This window comes from Pantoea stewartii subsp. stewartii (genome assembly GCF_008801695.1).
GTDB lineage: Bacteria > Pseudomonadota > Gammaproteobacteria > Enterobacterales > Enterobacteriaceae > Pantoea > Pantoea stewartii.
Map to the genome: position 1 here is coordinate 22893 of NZ_VZPF01000033.1, position 14608 is coordinate 37500.

At 53.5% G+C, this 14608-nt stretch carries 10 protein-coding genes and 2 pseudogenes; 3 read left to right on the forward strand and 9 right to left on the reverse strand.

Annotation, left to right across the window (positions count from 1 at the left end; translation table 11 throughout):
* Positions 1 to 243 precede the first annotated feature (243 nt).
* The 7 genes and pseudogenes from alaS to mltB all read right to left on the reverse strand — a co-directional run bounded on the left by alaS (position 244) and on the right by mltB (position 7855).
* Positions 244 to 2871, reverse strand: coding sequence for an alanine--tRNA ligase (gene alaS / locus F7Q90_RS11500; protein WP_006120719.1), 2628 nt, complete (start codon positions 2869 to 2871; stop codon positions 244 to 246).
* Between the two features lie 131 nt (positions 2872 to 3002).
* Positions 3003 to 3515: a regulatory protein RecX gene (locus F7Q90_RS11505; RefSeq protein WP_006120720.1), complete on the reverse strand. Its 513-nt coding sequence runs from the start codon at positions 3513 to 3515 to the stop codon at positions 3003 to 3005.
* Between the two features lie 114 nt (positions 3516 to 3629).
* Positions 3630 to 4700 carry a recombinase RecA gene (gene recA, locus F7Q90_RS11510; RefSeq protein ID WP_006120721.1) on the reverse strand — a complete coding sequence of 357 codons (1071 nt, stop codon included), beginning with the start codon at positions 4698 to 4700 and terminating at the stop codon, positions 3630 to 3632.
* A gap of 95 nt (positions 4701 to 4795) precedes the next feature.
* Positions 4796 to 5290: a nicotinamide-nucleotide amidase gene (gene pncC / locus F7Q90_RS11515; protein WP_006120722.1), complete on the reverse strand. Its 495-nt coding sequence runs from the start codon at positions 5288 to 5290 to the stop codon at positions 4796 to 4798.
* Positions 5291 to 5395: 105 nt separating this feature from the next.
* Positions 5396 to 6161, reverse strand: a pseudogene (tam, locus tag F7Q90_RS11520) (trans-aconitate 2-methyltransferase).
* A 194-nt stretch (positions 6162 to 6355) separates the two neighbouring features.
* Entirely contained in the window at positions 6356 to 6691 is a 336-nt protein-coding gene (locus F7Q90_RS11525; RefSeq protein WP_006120723.1) for a zinc ribbon domain-containing protein YjdM, read from the reverse strand.
* 75 nt (positions 6692 to 6766) lie between these two features.
* Complete coding sequence (mltB, locus tag F7Q90_RS11530) at positions 6767 to 7855, reverse strand: lytic murein transglycosylase B (RefSeq protein ID WP_006120724.1); 1089 nt, start codon at positions 7853 to 7855, stop codon at positions 6767 to 6769.
* A 336-nt stretch (positions 7856 to 8191) separates the two neighbouring features.
* On the opposite strand from mltB, the gene mutS reads away from it, so the two are divergent.
* The 3 genes and pseudogenes from mutS (at position 8192) to F7Q90_RS11545 (ending at position 12235) form a co-directional block, all read left to right on the forward strand.
* Positions 8192 to 10753 carry a DNA mismatch repair protein MutS gene (gene mutS / locus F7Q90_RS11535; RefSeq protein ID WP_006120725.1) on the forward strand — a complete coding sequence of 854 codons (2562 nt, stop codon included), beginning with the start codon at positions 8192 to 8194 and terminating at the stop codon, positions 10751 to 10753.
* Between the two features lie 227 nt (positions 10754 to 10980).
* A pseudogene (locus tag F7Q90_RS11540) lies at positions 10981 to 11451 on the forward strand (helix-turn-helix domain-containing protein); the annotation flags it as partial.
* Positions 11452 to 11503: 52 nt separating this feature from the next.
* The gene (locus tag F7Q90_RS11545; RefSeq protein ID WP_006120727.1) at positions 11504 to 12235 is read left to right on the forward strand and encodes a 2-phosphosulfolactate phosphatase; all 732 of its coding nucleotides are present in this window, start codon (positions 11504 to 11506) and stop codon (positions 12233 to 12235) included.
* A gap of 69 nt (positions 12236 to 12304) precedes the next feature.
* Here F7Q90_RS11545 and rpoS read toward each other — a convergent pair whose 3' ends face one another.
* Both rpoS and nlpD read right to left on the reverse strand, forming a co-directional pair.
* Positions 12305 to 13297, reverse strand: coding sequence for an RNA polymerase sigma factor RpoS (gene rpoS, locus F7Q90_RS11550; protein ID WP_006120728.1), 993 nt, complete (start codon positions 13295 to 13297; stop codon positions 12305 to 12307).
* A 51-nt stretch (positions 13298 to 13348) separates the two neighbouring features.
* Positions 13349 to 14473, reverse strand: coding sequence for a murein hydrolase activator NlpD (nlpD, locus tag F7Q90_RS11555; RefSeq protein ID WP_006120729.1), 1125 nt, complete (start codon positions 14471 to 14473; stop codon positions 13349 to 13351).
* Between the last annotated feature and the right edge of the window lie 135 nt (positions 14474 to 14608).

Genomic DNA, 14608 nt, shown 5'->3' on the forward strand with positions numbered 1-14608 from the left:
CTCCTTGAAAGATTAAAAGAGTCGGGCTCATACAGCTTCCCGGCGTTATCCATCACTTAACGCTGTACACAGGTTATGAGAAATACACCATTGCACATCAACGCGCCAATACATTCTGCTGATAAATAGTTTAGCCGAAATACGCTACATCAACCCGACTTTGTCACTAGCAAATTTAACACCGTATTAAAAAGCGCCGGAACATCAGTTCTGACGCTTGCTACGATGAATTATTTTATTTCATCACAGACGGCTCGAAACCCATCCTTCAACATCTGCCAGCGCACCTTTCAGTGCCGTAGCATCACTGCCACCTGCCTGCGCCATATCAGGTCGACCACCGCCTTTCCCGCCCACTTTCGGGGCAAGTTCAGCAATCAGCTCTCCCGCTTTTACGCGGTCGGTAAGATCTTTTGTTACGCCAGCAATCAATGACACTTTGCCCTCAGCGACAGTGGCCAGAACAATGATGGCCGAACCCAGCTGATTTTTAAGATCATCAACCATAGTGCGCAACATTTTCGGATCGGTGTTACTGAGCTCTGTCACCAGCAGCTTCGCGCCTTTCACATCAATGGCGTTGTTGCCAAGCTGGGCACTTTCCTGCGCCGCCTGCTGATCGCGCAACTGCTGTAATTCTTTTTCCAGCGACCGCACGTGATCAACCAGCCCACGCACTTTGTCGTTCAGGTTACTGCTGTTGGCTTTCACCAACTGAGCAATGTCCTGTAACTGACTGCTCTGGGCATAAACCTGCGCCAGTGCCGCTTCACCCGTCACCGCTTCAATGCGGCGAATACCGGCTGCGCTACCCGATTCAGCCTGAATACGGAACAGACCAATATCCCCCGTACGTGCAGCGTGCGTACCACCACAGAGTTCAACAGAGAAATCGCCCATGGTCAGTACACGCACGCGTTGGTCATATTTCTCGCCAAACAGCGCCATTGCGCCTTTCGCCTTCGCCGCCTCAAGATCCATCACGTCGGTTTCTACCGGTAAGTTGCGACGGATTTGCGCGTTCACAATGTCTTCGACCTGACGAATCTCCTGAGGTTTCATGGCCTCAAAATGAGAGAAGTCAAAACGCAGGTATTTATCGTTAACCAGAGAGCCTTTCTGTGCGACGTGCTCACCCAGCACCTGACGCAATGCAGCGTGCATTAAGTGCGTTGCGGAGTGATTCAGACGGATACGTGCACGACGTGCTTCATCAACCACCGCCTCCACGCGGTCGCCAATGCGCAGCTGACCGCTGCTCACTTTGCCAATATGCCCAATTGCCTGGCCATATTTCTGCGTATCCTGAACCTGGAATTCAACGTTATTGCCTTTCAGCACACCGGTATCGCCAACCTGACCACCCGACTCGCCATAGAAAGGCGTTTCATCCAGCACTACCACCGCATCCTGCCCTGCCGAAACGGTGTCAACCGCTTCACCTGCGACGAACAGCCCTTTCACCGTCGCGGCCAGGTCCAGTTGGTCATAGCCTTTAAAGGATGAGGCCGCATCTGTGCGGATGACATTGCTGTAGTCAGCGCCGAAGCCGCTGGCTTCACGGGCCCGTTGACGCTGTTGTTCCATGGCTTTTTCAAAACCGGCTTCGTCAATTTTGAGATTACGCTCACGGCAGACATCGGCCGTTAAATCGGCAGGAAAACCAAAGGTATCGTACAAACGGAAGACAGTTTCACCATCCAGCGTATCGCCTTTCAGTTTAGCCAGTTCGTCATCAAGCAGGGCCAGGCCACGCTCCAGCGTTTTCGCAAACTGCTCTTCTTCGCTCTTCAGAACATTTTCAACCTGAGCCTGTTGGCGCTGCAGCTCTTCGCCAGCCGCCCCCATCACCTCAATCAGTGGCGCAACCAGTTTGTAGAAGAACGCCTCTTTCGCACCCAACATGTTGCCGTGACGCACTGCACGACGAATGATACGGCGCAGAACATAACCGCGGTTTTCGTTCGACGGGATCACGCCATCCGCAATCAGGAATGCACAGGAGCGGATATGATCGGCAATAACGCGCAACGACTTATTGCTCAGATCGGTCGCACCAGTGACCTCAGCAACCGCGTTAATCAGCTTCTGGAACAGATCGATTTCATAGTTGGAATTCACATGTTGCAGGACCGCCGTGATGCGTTCCAGCCCCATTCCGGTATCTACCGACGGCTTAGGTAATGGCAGCATGGTGCCATCCGCCTGACGGTTAAACTGCATGAAGACGATGTTCCAGATTTCGATGTAACGATCGCCGTCCTCTTCAGGACTGCCTGGCGGTCCGCCCCAGATATGATCGCCATGATCGTAGAAAATCTCGGTGCAGGGACCACAAGGACCCGTGTCCCCCATCTGCCAGAAGTTATCTGACGCGTAAGCACTGCCTTTGTTGTCGCCAATACGGATAATACGTTCGCGCGGAACACCAATATCATTGGCCCAGATGTCGAACGCTTCGTCATCGGTTTCATAGACAGTAACCCAAAGGCGCTCTTTCGGCAGCCTGAACCATTGGTCACCGGTCAGCAGTTCCCAGGCATAGGCAATGGCTTCTTTTTTGAAATAGTCGCCGAAGCTGAAGTTGCCCAGCATTTCAAAAAAGGTGTGATGGCGTGCGGTGTAACCGACGTTTTCAAGGTCGTTATGCTTCCCGCCCGCACGAACGCAACGCTGCGACGTGGTGGCGCGGGTATAGTCACGCTTGTCCTGACCGAGAAACACATCTTTAAACTGGTTCATTCCGGCGTTAGTAAACAGTAACGTCGGATCGTTGTTCGGTACCAGGGAGCTGCTTGCTACAACCTGATGTCCCTTACTATTGAAAAAGTCGAGAAACGCTTGACGGATCTCAGCAGTGCTCTTGCTCATATATATCCTGGAATCACGCTAACGAAAGGTCCTTCTTTATCAGGCGTACCGCGTTATCACGGCAGCAAGCTTAAGGAACCAAAAGGGGTAAGATAAATATTCTTCGGAGGGAAGTAAAATCACATCGGCCTTTAGTCGTCAAAATTTCTGAAAACCTGCTGAATATATTCACTCAGAAAGCCTTTTGCATGCAGATAGCGTTGCACTTTTGCTTTTTCTTTCCATTCGGTCGGCAACGGATGGCCAAATTTCTTTTCTGCCAGTTCCGCTGCGCAGGCTGACCAGTCGATCTCCGTCTCTTCCATGGCGAGATCAATCGCATCACGGCTTATGCCCTTTTGCCACAGCTCAAGCCGGATCCGTTGTGGGCCAAAGCCTTTACGGCTGCGGCTCTGAATAAATCGCTCTGTGAAGCGCTCATCGTTCAGCCAGCCATTTTCGCTGCACCAGTTGATGACCCTTTCCAACAGCTCGGGAGTGATAATTTCAGGTTCTTTTTGTTTTATCCACGCACTGCGCTGGGCAGATAACTGCAGTTTTTGTTTGAGCTCTTCGCGACTGTGATCGCGCTGACCCAGCAGGCGCATTGCCCGATCGAGCAGGCGTGAAAAAGAGATAACGTGTGGCTGAGGTTGTTCAGACATACTGCGCACCTTTAACAAACGGAAAGAGAGTATGGAGGCAGAGGGGGAAAGAGGAAAGGCAAGTGAGAGGTTAACGTCAAACGGGAGCAGATTTCTCTGCTCCCGTTTCAGGCATTAATAGTCTTCGTTTGCTTCGCTGGCTGCATTCTCAACGTCGTCAGCGGAGAAGTCCGCTGCGTCGTTTTGCTCAGCGCCGTTGAGCAACATGTCGCGCAGTTTCAGGTCAATTTCGTTCGCGACAGCCGCATTTTCCTTGAGGAAGTTGCTGGCGTTTGCCTTACCCTGACCAATTTTATCGCCTTTATAGCTGTACCAGGCACCCGCTTTTTCAATCAGCTTGTGCTTCACACCGAGGTCTACCAGCTCGCCAAAGGTGTTGATCCCTTCGCCATACATGATTTGGAACTCAGCCTGCTTAAAGGGCGCAGCAATTTTGTTCTTAACCACTTTAACGCGGGTTTCACTACCGACGACGTTGTCACCCTCTTTGATGGCGCCAATACGGCGGATATCAAGGCGAACTGACGCGTAGAACTTCAGTGCGTTACCGCCGGTGGTGGTTTCCGGATTACCGAACATCACACCAATTTTCATACGAATCTGGTTGATGAAGATCAGCAGCGTATTCGACTGTTTCAGGTTACCGGCCAGCTTACGCATCGCCTGGCTCATCATACGCGCCGCCAGGCCCATATGTGAGTCACCGATTTCGCCTTCAATTTCGGCTTTTGGTGTCAGGGCAGCAACGGAGTCGACGATAATCACGTCAACGGCACCGGAGCGCGCCAGCGCGTCACAGATTTCCAGCGCCTGTTCACCCGTATCGGGCTGTGAACACAGCAGGTTATCGATATCAACGCCCAGTTTCTTGGCGTAGACCGGATCCAGTGCGTGTTCAGCATCGATAAAGGCACAGGTTTTACCTTTACGCTGTGCGGCAGCAATCACCTGCAGCGTCAGCGTGGTTTTACCCGAGGCTTCAGGACCGTAGATCTCGACGATACGGCCCATCGGCAATCCACCCGCACCTAATGCGATATCCAGTGACAGGGAGCCTGTTGAGATGGTTTCCACATCCATTGAGCGGTCTTCACCCAAGCGCATGATGGAGCCTTTACCAAATTGCTTCTCAATCTGGCCGAGCGCGGCAGCTAAAGCCTTCTGTTTGTTTTCATCAATTGCCATTTCTACTCCTAATCATGCCGGGTAAACACGCACACATGGTGCCTGTGCACTTTCTGTTGCGAATAATTATACTGTATAGTCATACAGTATCAAGTTTAATTTTTCAGAAATTTACTGGCCAATGTCTGCAGCGCCCAGGCAACCGACTGACGGCGCACCGCATCACGGTCACCGTCAAACTGCTGGCGAAAAGCCATGACAATATCGTCGGGGCCGGCAAAGCCAAACCACACCGTTCCCACGGGTTTGTCTTCACTGCCCCCCTCCGGGCCAGCAATGCCGCTCACGGAAATGGCGTAATCGGCCCGCGCCTGCTGCCGGGCACCGACAGCCATTTCGCGCACTACGGCTTCACTGACCGCGCCAGATTGCGCCAGTGAGGCGGCACTGACGCCGACTAATTCCTGCTTGGCTTCATTACTGTAGGTCACGAATCCCCGTTCAAACCAGGCCGAGCTTCCACTGATGTCCGTAAACACCTTGGCGATCCAGCCGCCGGTGCAGGATTCGGCGCAGGTCACCGTAGCATTACGCTGCTTCAGCGCCTCACCAATCTGCGCACTCAACGTCTGCAACTGCGAATCATTCATTTTGTCGCTCCCTGTCAACGAGTACTGAACATGGTGCAAGCCCTGCCCTTTTTCAAGCGCCTGGGGTAAAGCAATGCAGAAATTGCGTGTGACTATCCAGATATTTTAGCGATTACGTGTCGCCACCATGAAAAGCCGGGGAAACGCCAGTAAGACCTTGCCGTCCTGCCGCGCCGGATACGCGGTCATGAGGCACTGGTGATAGGCGGCCAGAAACTGTTCCTGTTCAGATACGCTAAGTGGCGCAAGAAACGGACGCAGCCCGGTGGCTTTCAACCAGTGGATGATGGCCTGGGCATTATCCATAACGTGATAATAGGTGGTCCGCCAGATATCAACGGCACACCCGGCCGTTGTCAGCACATCGTAATAGTGTTCAGTTGAAGGTAATCGCTTGCGCTCGGCCGCCTGCGCGCTGATTTTGTCACGCCACGGCCCGGAAGTGGCCACATCTCGCATTAACTGATGTGAAGGCTCATCCAGATTATCAGGCATCTGGACGGCCAGCGTACCGCCGGGTGCCAGCTGATTTACGAGATGTGGTAAGAGCGAAGAATGGCCGCCCAGCCACTGTAGCGAGGCATTCGCATAGATAACCTGCTGTGGAATCGCGGCCTGCCAGGTGGCGATAAAATGCGCATTGTGGTAGACGTTCACGCGCCTGCTCCAGCATGGCAGCAGAACTGTCGAGGCCCGTAATCTGCGCCTGTGGCCAGGCATCGACAAGCAGTTCGGTACTGTTGCCGGGGCCGCACCCCAGATCGGTAACGAAACGGATATCTTCAACCCTGATTCTGGACAGTAATTCCTGAGCCGGTCGTGTTCTTTCGGCATCGAACTTGCGATACAGCGTGGGATCCCAGTCTTGCATAACGTTTCACCTCTCATGCGCTCCGGACACACAGAACATAGACGTATAAATACGCATAAAGTGCCCGTTCAGGCAACAAAAGGGATAATGTCCGGGGAGCTGTGAACGGATTGTGGCAGGGCCGGTGAGTACCGGTAACGCATCAGGGCGACGTGAGGACACATGAAATCGGGCGCGCTGGGCGCCCAATACCATCAGTTCTTTTTGACAAACTCAGACTTCAGCTTCATCGGACCGAATCCGTCAATTTTACAATCGATATTGTGGTCGCCTTCTACCAGCCGGATACTCTTCACGCGGGTGCCAATCTTCAGCACAGAAGAGCTGCCCTTCACCTTGAGATCCTTGACAACCGTTACGCTGTCGCCATCTGCCAGTATATTGCCGTTAGCATCGCGAACGACCTGTTCCTGAGCGCTGTCGCTGCCTTCAGCTTGCGTCCAGATATGACCACATGACGGACAGTTTAGGTTCTCAGCATCCTGCCAGGTGTAATCAGCCTGGCAAACGGGACAAGCAGGTAAAGACATAACGACTCCAGATAATAACGGCGGCACAAAATACAGGGCCGCCATCATATAGCCTTACAGTTAATAAGGGTAGTATTAAAACAGCGAGCCCTTGCGCGCCTTGCTGACCGCTTCACCCAACTGCCACACAGCCATCGCATAATGCGTGCTGTTGTTATAACGCGTAATGGCATAGAAGTTAGGTAAACCGTACCAGTACTGATAACGGGTGCCTAAATCCAGCCGCAGCAGGCTGACCTGATCATTGCCGTCCAGCGGACCCTGGGGAGAAAGTCCTGACGCGGCCAGCGTACTGACGCTGTAACGGGTCTTAAAGCCATTCTCCAGCATCGGTGCCTGGCCGCTGGCCGGCACGGCCACATTCTCGCCAGGACGCCAGCCATTCTGCTGAAAATAGTGCGCGACGCTGCCTATCGCATCGACCGGATCCCATAAATTAATATGGCCATCACCATTGAAGTCGACAGCGTAAGCTTTGTAGGACGATGGCATGAACTGGCCATAGCCCATCGCACCGGCAAACGATCCTTTGAGATCGAGAGGATCGTCTTTTTCATCACGCGCCATCAGCAAAAAGGTTTCCAGTTCGCTGCTGAAATAGGCAGAACGGCGTGGATAATCAAAGGAGAGCGTAGCCAGTGCATCCAGAATACGGGTTTTGCCCATAACACGGCCCCAGCGCGTTTCGACGCCAATAATGCCGACGATAATTTCCGGCGGAACGCCATAGACCTGCTGCGCGCGCTGCAGAGCATCCTGATATTGATTCCAGAACGCCACGCCATTTTGTACGTTATCCGGCGTAATAAACTTATCGCTATAGCGGATCCAGGCCCCGTTAGGCCCACTTGGTGGTGTATACGAGGGAGCCTGGCGATCCATCAGACGCAGGACATAATCCAGTCGTTTTGCCTGGCCGATGATGGCGTGCAGTTGCTGACGGTCAAAGCCGTGCTTCGCCACCATTTTATCAATAAATTGTTCTGCAACAGGGTTACTGGCGAAATCACCAAACATCGGTTGAACCGCATGTGCGGGTTCCAGTAAAAATCCGCCTTTCGGCGCAATCAGTTCCGCAGGAGGCTGCGGCTGCGAAGTGTGTGGCTTACTGCTACAGGCGGCAAGCAGGGCAAAAAGCGGAAGAAGAGCAAGCTTAGAACGCATTGGATATCCATATAACAAGCCAGACTAGGGATGTTAATGTTAATCGTTCAGCAGGAAGACATACAAACGTGATCGTATAAAAAATCGCTTTTTTTACCGCTGCATCGGCACGTTTTGTGAAATGGCCCGAACGCTGAGGCCTTCCTTTACTGACGCGCTTTCTGTCAGCCTGCGGCTTTGTTAAGTTCATGACTCGCCGTGGCAACCCTGATGATGCAGAAGCCGTAAACTGGTAAGATTCCTGCACGGTACAGACATCCCTGTCTGTCTCTCTGTTTAAACCACCGCCTTGACCGTGACGGGCAAAAGGAAGAGTCAACCTTGAGTAAAGATGAGATGAAAAAAGCAGAGCAAATGGACTTGAGCACCCATACGCCAATGATGCAGCAGTATTTACGCCTCAAGGCCGAGCATCCTGACATCCTGCTGTTTTATCGCATGGGCGATTTCTATGAGCTGTTTTACGACGATGCGAAACGCGCCTCTCAGTTATTAGACATTTCCTTAACCAAGCGCGGTGCCTCGGCGGGCGAACCGATCCCTATGGCCGGTGTCCCGCATCATGCGGTTGAAAATTATCTGGCGAGGCTGGTGCAACTCGGTGAGTCGGTCGCCATCTGTGAACAAATTGGCGACCCGGCGCTCAGCAAAGGGCCGGTCGAACGTAAGGTCGTCCGCATTGTTACCCCAGGCACGATCAGTGATGAGGCACTCTTGCAGGAACGGCAGGATAACCTGCTGGCCGCTGTGGTGCACGGTGCGCGCGGCTATGGTTACGCCACGCTGGATATCAGTTCAGGCCGGTTTCGTCTGAGTGAGCCCATGGATCTGGAAACCATGGCGGCCGAACTGCAGCGAACCAATCCTGCCGAACTCCTTTATCCGGAAGATTTTTCGCCGATGTCGCTCATCGATCAGCGTCGTGGTCTGCGCCGTCGTCCCTTGTGGGAATTTGAAATTGATACCGCGCGTCAGCAGCTTACTTTGCAGTTTGGTACGCGGGATTTAAACGGTTTTGGTGTTGAGCAGGCCCATCTCGGCCTGCGCGCGGCGGGTTGTCTGCTGCAGTATGTCAAAGATACCCAACGGACCAGCCTGCCACATATCCGCGCCATCAGCATGGAACGTCAGCAGGACAGCATCATCATGGATGCCGCCACCCGACGTAATCTTGAAATTACCCAAAACCTTGCAGGCGGTACCGAGAACACCTTAGCCGCGGTGCTGGATAAAACCGTCACGCCAATGGGCAGCCGGATGCTAAAACGCTGGCTGCATATGCCGTTGCGTGACAGCAGCGTCATCGCGAAACGACAGGAATCAATCGCCGAGCTGCAGGCGCTGAGCGACGTGCTTCAGCCCGTTCTGCGCCAGGTCGGTGATTTAGAGCGTATTCTGGCCCGCCTGGCGCTACGCACGGCGCGTCCACGCGATCTGGCGCGCATGCGCCATGCGTTTCAGCAGTTGCCGGAACTCAACGATCTGCTGGCAAACGCCGGGTCCGCACACCTGAAAACCCTGCGTACCCAGATAGGTGACTTTAGCGACCTGTGCACACTGCTTGAGCAGGCCGTTGTCGAATCCCCACCGGTATTAATCAGAGATGGCGGTGTGATCGCCCCGGGTTATCACGCTGAGCTGGACGAGTGGCGCGCCCTGGCGGATGGCGCGACGGATTATCTGGATCGCCTGGAGATCCGCGAACGTGAAAAACTTGGTCTGGACAGCCTGAAAGTCGGTTTTAACGGCGTGCACGGTTATTACATTCAGGTCAGCCGGGGTCAGAGCCATCAGGTCCCTATTCACTATGTCCGCCGTCAGACTCTTAAGAATGCTGAACGCTATATCATTCCCGAGCTGAAGGAGTATGAAGACAAGGTCCTGACGTCAAAGGGCAAAGCACTGGCGCTGGAGAAAAGCCTGTATGAAGGCCTGTTTGATCTGCTGCTGCCGCACCTTGAAGTGTTACAGTCAAGTGCGGCGGCGCTGGCCGAACTAGATGTACTGAGTAACCTCGCGGAACGCGCATGGACGCTAAACTACTGCCGTCCCACGCTGCACGACAAGCCCGGGATTAAAATCACCGCCGGCCGCCATCCGGTAGTGGAGCAGGTCCTGAAAGAACCTTTTATCGCCAACCCGCTCTCGCTGGCACCACAACGCCGCATGTTGATCATCACAGGCCCGAATATGGGCGGTAAAAGTACCTATATGCGTCAGGCTGCGTTAATCGCGCTGATGGCCTGGATCGGCAGTTTCGTTCCCGCCGAAGAAGTGGTCATTGGTCCACTGGATCGTATCTTCACCCGTGTGGGCGCAGCAGATGATCTGGCCTCCGGCCGCTCGACATTTATGGTCGAAATGACGGAAACGGCCAATATTCTGCACAACGCGACAGAAAACAGCCTGGTCCTGATGGATGAAATCGGCCGCGGCACCTCTACGTATGACGGCTTGTCGCTTGCCTGGGCTTGTGCGGAAAATCTGGCGAACCGAATCAAAGCGATGACCCTGTTTGCAACGCACTACTTTGAACTGACGACCCTGCCTGAGAAACTGGAAGGCGTGGTTAACGTTCACCTGGATGCGGTAGAACATGGCGATACGATTGCGTTCATGCACAGTGTGCAGGACGGTGCCGCCAGTAAAAGCTACGGGCTGGCCGTGGCCGCGCTGGCTGGCGTGCCAAAAGAGGTGATTAAACGCGCGCGTAATAAGCTGAAAGAGCTCGAAACGGTTTCCAGTCAATCCGCAACGTCAAACGTTGACGGCTCGCAGTTGCCGTTGCTGGTGGAAGAAACGTCTCCCGCCGTAGAAGCGCTGGAAGCACTGGATCCCGATACGCTGACACCGCGCCAGGCGCTGGACTGGATTTACCGCCTTAAAGCACTGGTCTGATGACGGCCGCCCTTTCGCAGGGCGGCTACGGACTTCCCGTTACGCGTTTCTCTGCGCCCGCTTTCTTTACCCCTGCTGGCGCATCCTTCTGCTACCGCTTTACGCGATTACAGGCTGATAAAGCGGTGTCATAATGCTGTCGTGTGCCTGTCGTGCTGCGATCGTGTTTCTGTCGACACTTACCGGCGATGCTGCAAACCGATTGTTTACTCTTTCGGAGACTCATTATGCGTAACCTGAACAACGTCAGAGAATATCGCCTGGCACGTGCCTGGTCACAGGAACAACTGGCGGAAATGGCCGGCCTCAGCACCCGAACCATACAGCGCATCGAAAACGGCGATCCGCCCAGCCTGGAAACATTGAGCGCACTGGCGGCCGTGTTTGAGATTAACGTGACCGATCTGACCGATGCCCCTGCGAATAACGGTGAAGCGCTGGACAGCTACATTTCTGACGCCCGCCAGCAGCTCGCTACCGAGAGCCGGTTTTACCGTTCTCTGTTTAGCGCTGTGGTGGTATGCGCATTGCTGTATGTCCTGAACCACTTTACGGCGCCCAATGACCGCTGGTCACTCTGGGTAGCCGCCATTTGGGGCGCCTTACTGCTCGTCAGAGCATTGCGTCTGTTTATATTTAAGGATGCGATCCGCCGCTGGCAGCAAAAACGGCTGCAAAAAATTATTGCGCAGGCAGGGCTAACTTCCGCCGGTTGCACATCTCTGTTACACCACACTGCGGGAAAAGCCTATGAACTGGTATCGTCAGGACGCGTTTGCTGTTCGTCTGGAATGGGGGATCCCGGCCATTGATCATCTTGCCGGGGACGTGGATATCATCGTGATTATTGACGTGATGTCCTTTTCTACCTGTGTCAGCGTGGCAGTGGAGAACGGGGCGCGCGTCTATCCTTATCCCTGGAAAGATCACTCTGTCACGCAATATGCGCAGTCCGTCGGTGCCATCGCGGCTAACAGCGACAGGCGATTCAGTGGCGAGGGCTACAGTCTGTCACCACGAACGTTACTCAGTGTTCGTCCGGATGAAAAACTGGTGCTGCCCTCCCCTAATGGCTCCGCAACCTGCTTCAGGGCGCGGGAACGGGGCGTCCCCGTGCTGACAGGCTGCCTGAGAAACCTGACCGCAACGGCCGAAGCCTGCCGCGCCTTCAGCCGTATTCTGATTGTCCCCTGTGGCGAACGTTGGCCAGACGGGAGCCTTCGCCCCTGTATTGAGGATTATGTGGTAGCGGGGGGAATCATTGCCGCGCTGGCACAACGCACGCTTTCACCTGAAGCGCAGACCGCTGTCGCCGCCTGGCACGCTCATCAGTCCCAGAATTTCGCGGCACTGTTTCACTGCGCGTCCGCAGTCGAGCTGATACAAAGAGGCTTTCCGGACGATGTGACACTTTGCCTGACAAAAGATGCCGCCCGTCAGCCCTGTTTTCTGACAGGGGAGTATTTTGCCGGACAGACTTAAGCGTAAATAACAGACAAAAAAAAGCGATGGGGGTTACCCATCGCTTTCTGTTGACGTGCCGTGTTCAGCTTATTCGCGGAACAGTGCTTCAATGCTGAGGCCCTGACCTTGCAGGATTTCGCGCAGACGGCGCAAACCTTCAACCTGAATCTGGCGCACACGCTCGCGGGTTAAACCGATTTCACGGCCAACATCCTCAAGCGTTGCCGCTTCATAGCCCAACAGGCCGAAACGACGAGCCAGCACTTCGCGCTGCTTGGCGTTCAGTTCGAACAGCCATTTAACGATACTTTGCTTCATATCGTCATCTTGCGTGGTATCTTCTGGGCCGTTGTCTTTTTCATCGGCCAGGATATCCAGCAGCGCTTTCTCAGAATCGCCCCCTAAAGGAGTATCAACTGAGGTAATACGTTCGTTGAGACGCAACATACGGCTTACGTCATCAACCGGTTTATCCAGTTGTTCTGCAATCTCTTCCGCACTCGGCTCGTGGTCGAGCTTGTGAGAAAGTTCACGCGCAGTACGCAGATAAACGTTCAATTCTTTCACAATGTGGATCGGCAAACGAATTGTCCGGGTCTGGTTCATGATTGCCCGTTCAATGGTCTGACGAATCCACCAGGTGGCATACGTTGAGAAACGGAATCCACGTTCTGGATCAAATTTCTCAACGGCGCGAATCAAGCCGAGGTTACCTTCCTCAATCAGGTCCAGCAGGGCCAGACCGCGATTGCTGTAACGTCGTGCAATCTTCACCACCAGTCGTAAGTTACTTTCGATCATGCGGCGACGAGAAGGAATATCACCTCGTAATGCCCGGCGAGCGAAGAGTACCTCTTCCTCGGCCGTCAGCAATGGAGAATAGCCAATCTCCCCAAGATAGAGCTGAGTAGCGTCAAGGACACGTTGCGTCGCACCCTGCGCCAGCAACTCCTCTTCTGCTACATCATTGTCGCCAGAGTCATTTTCGACGAGCGCCTTCTCATCAAAAATTTCTGCTCCATTCTCTTCGAATTCCGCATTCTCATGTAACTCGTTTACTTTCAGCGTATTCTGGCTCATAAGTGGCTCCTACCCGTGATTCCAGGGCAGACTCCAGAGGACTCTGCCGGATTATCGCTGCGGTAAATAACGCAACGGGTTTACGGATTTCCCCTTGAAACGAATTTCAAAGTGTAATCTAACTGAACTGGTTCCGGTGCTACCCATGGTAGCGATCTTTTGCCCAGCCTTAACTTCCTGTTGTTCCCGGACCAGCATTGTATCGTTGTGGGCGTAGGCACTCAGGTAATCATCATTGTGTTTGATGATGATTAAATTACCGTAACCACGAAGCGCGTTGCCTGCATAAACCACCCTTCCTGAAGCAGTGGCCACAACCGGCTGTCCGCGCGAACCTGCGATATCGATCCCTTTGTTACCACCCTCGGTGGCAGAGAAGTTATCGATGATCTTACCTTCGGTCGGCCAACGCCAGCTTCCAACAGGCGTTGAACTGTTTGTTGTACTGCTCACCGTCGGTGGTGCGGTAACGGCTGGAGCTGTTGTCGTTGCAACATTTGCTCCCTTCGAAGGCAACAATTTACTGCCATTCGAGTTACCTGAATCATCAGAATACGTAATAACAGGCTGCTGTGCAACAGGGGCCTGTTTTATTTGTGGTGCGGTGACGATGCCGCTTTGTGATGCATCCGCCGCGGTAATCGCGTTGCCCCCGGTAATAGGCTGGCCGGAGCCGTTGTCGACCTGCAAGGTTTGCCCAACATTTAGGCTGTACGGTGGCTGTACGTTGTTGCGCTGCGCCAGATCGCGGAAGTCATTGCCGGTAATCCAGGCAATATAGAAGAGGGTATCGCCGCGTTTTACGGTGTACGTTTGTCCAGAATAGCTTCCTTTAGGAATATTCTGATAACTTCTGTTGTACACAATTCGCCCGTTCTGGGTTTCAACTTCATTACTTGTATTATTACCGGTACTAATGATTCCCGGCTTATTCTGCGGCACAGGCGTATTTCGGCTTAACATGCCGCCCTGCGATGGCGTCGTCGGCACACCACTGGCAACAGGCGCAGTACCAGTGCTGGCCATATTACCGTTATCATTCATGCTGCTGCCGTCGCCGATATTACTTATTGGCGCTTGTGTATTGTCGCCTGAACTACAGCCTGCCAGCCAAAAACTTACCAGTGAAAGCGCCGCCAGACGGCGTAACTGAAAAATTGTGCTTCCCGTGCTCATTAATCCCCCGTGGTGGCAACCTTTAAAAACTGACTTTCTCTTTTCACCAGCACATTACACTGTGTGGCACGTTAAACGCTGTATTTTCGTTGAACTGACTGGATAGTAACAATATCAACTACCGTGTGCCATGAA

Coding starts and splice junctions, on each gene's coding strand:
- F7Q90_RS11545 (WP_006120727.1), top strand. CDS start 11,504: ATGAACTGGTATCGTCAGGACGCGTTTGCTGTTCGTCTGGAATGGGGG.
- mltB (WP_006120724.1), bottom strand. CDS start 7,855: ATGCGTTCTAAGCTTGCTCTTCTTCCGCTTTTTGCCCTGCTTGCCGCC.
- rpoS (WP_006120728.1), bottom strand. CDS start 13,297: ATGAGCCAGAATACGCTGAAAGTAAACGAGTTACATGAGAATGCGGAA.
- recA (WP_006120721.1), bottom strand. CDS start 4,700: ATGGCAATTGATGAAAACAAACAGAAGGCTTTAGCTGCCGCGCTCGGC.
- F7Q90_RS11525 (WP_006120723.1), bottom strand. CDS start 6,691: ATGTCTTTACCTGCTTGTCCCGTTTGCCAGGCTGATTACACCTGGCAG.
- pncC (WP_006120722.1), bottom strand. CDS start 5,290: ATGAATGATTCGCAGTTGCAGACGTTGAGTGCGCAGATTGGTGAGGCG.
- alaS (WP_006120719.1), bottom strand. CDS start 2,871: ATGAGCAAGAGCACTGCTGAGATCCGTCAAGCGTTTCTCGACTTTTTC.
- F7Q90_RS11505 (WP_006120720.1), bottom strand. CDS start 3,515: ATGTCTGAACAACCTCAGCCACACGTTATCTCTTTTTCACGCCTGCTC.
- mutS (WP_006120725.1), top strand. CDS start 8,192: ATGAAAAAAGCAGAGCAAATGGACTTGAGCACCCATACGCCAATGATG.
- nlpD (WP_006120729.1), bottom strand. CDS start 14,473: ATGAGCACGGGAAGCACAATTTTTCAGTTACGCCGTCTGGCGGCGCTT.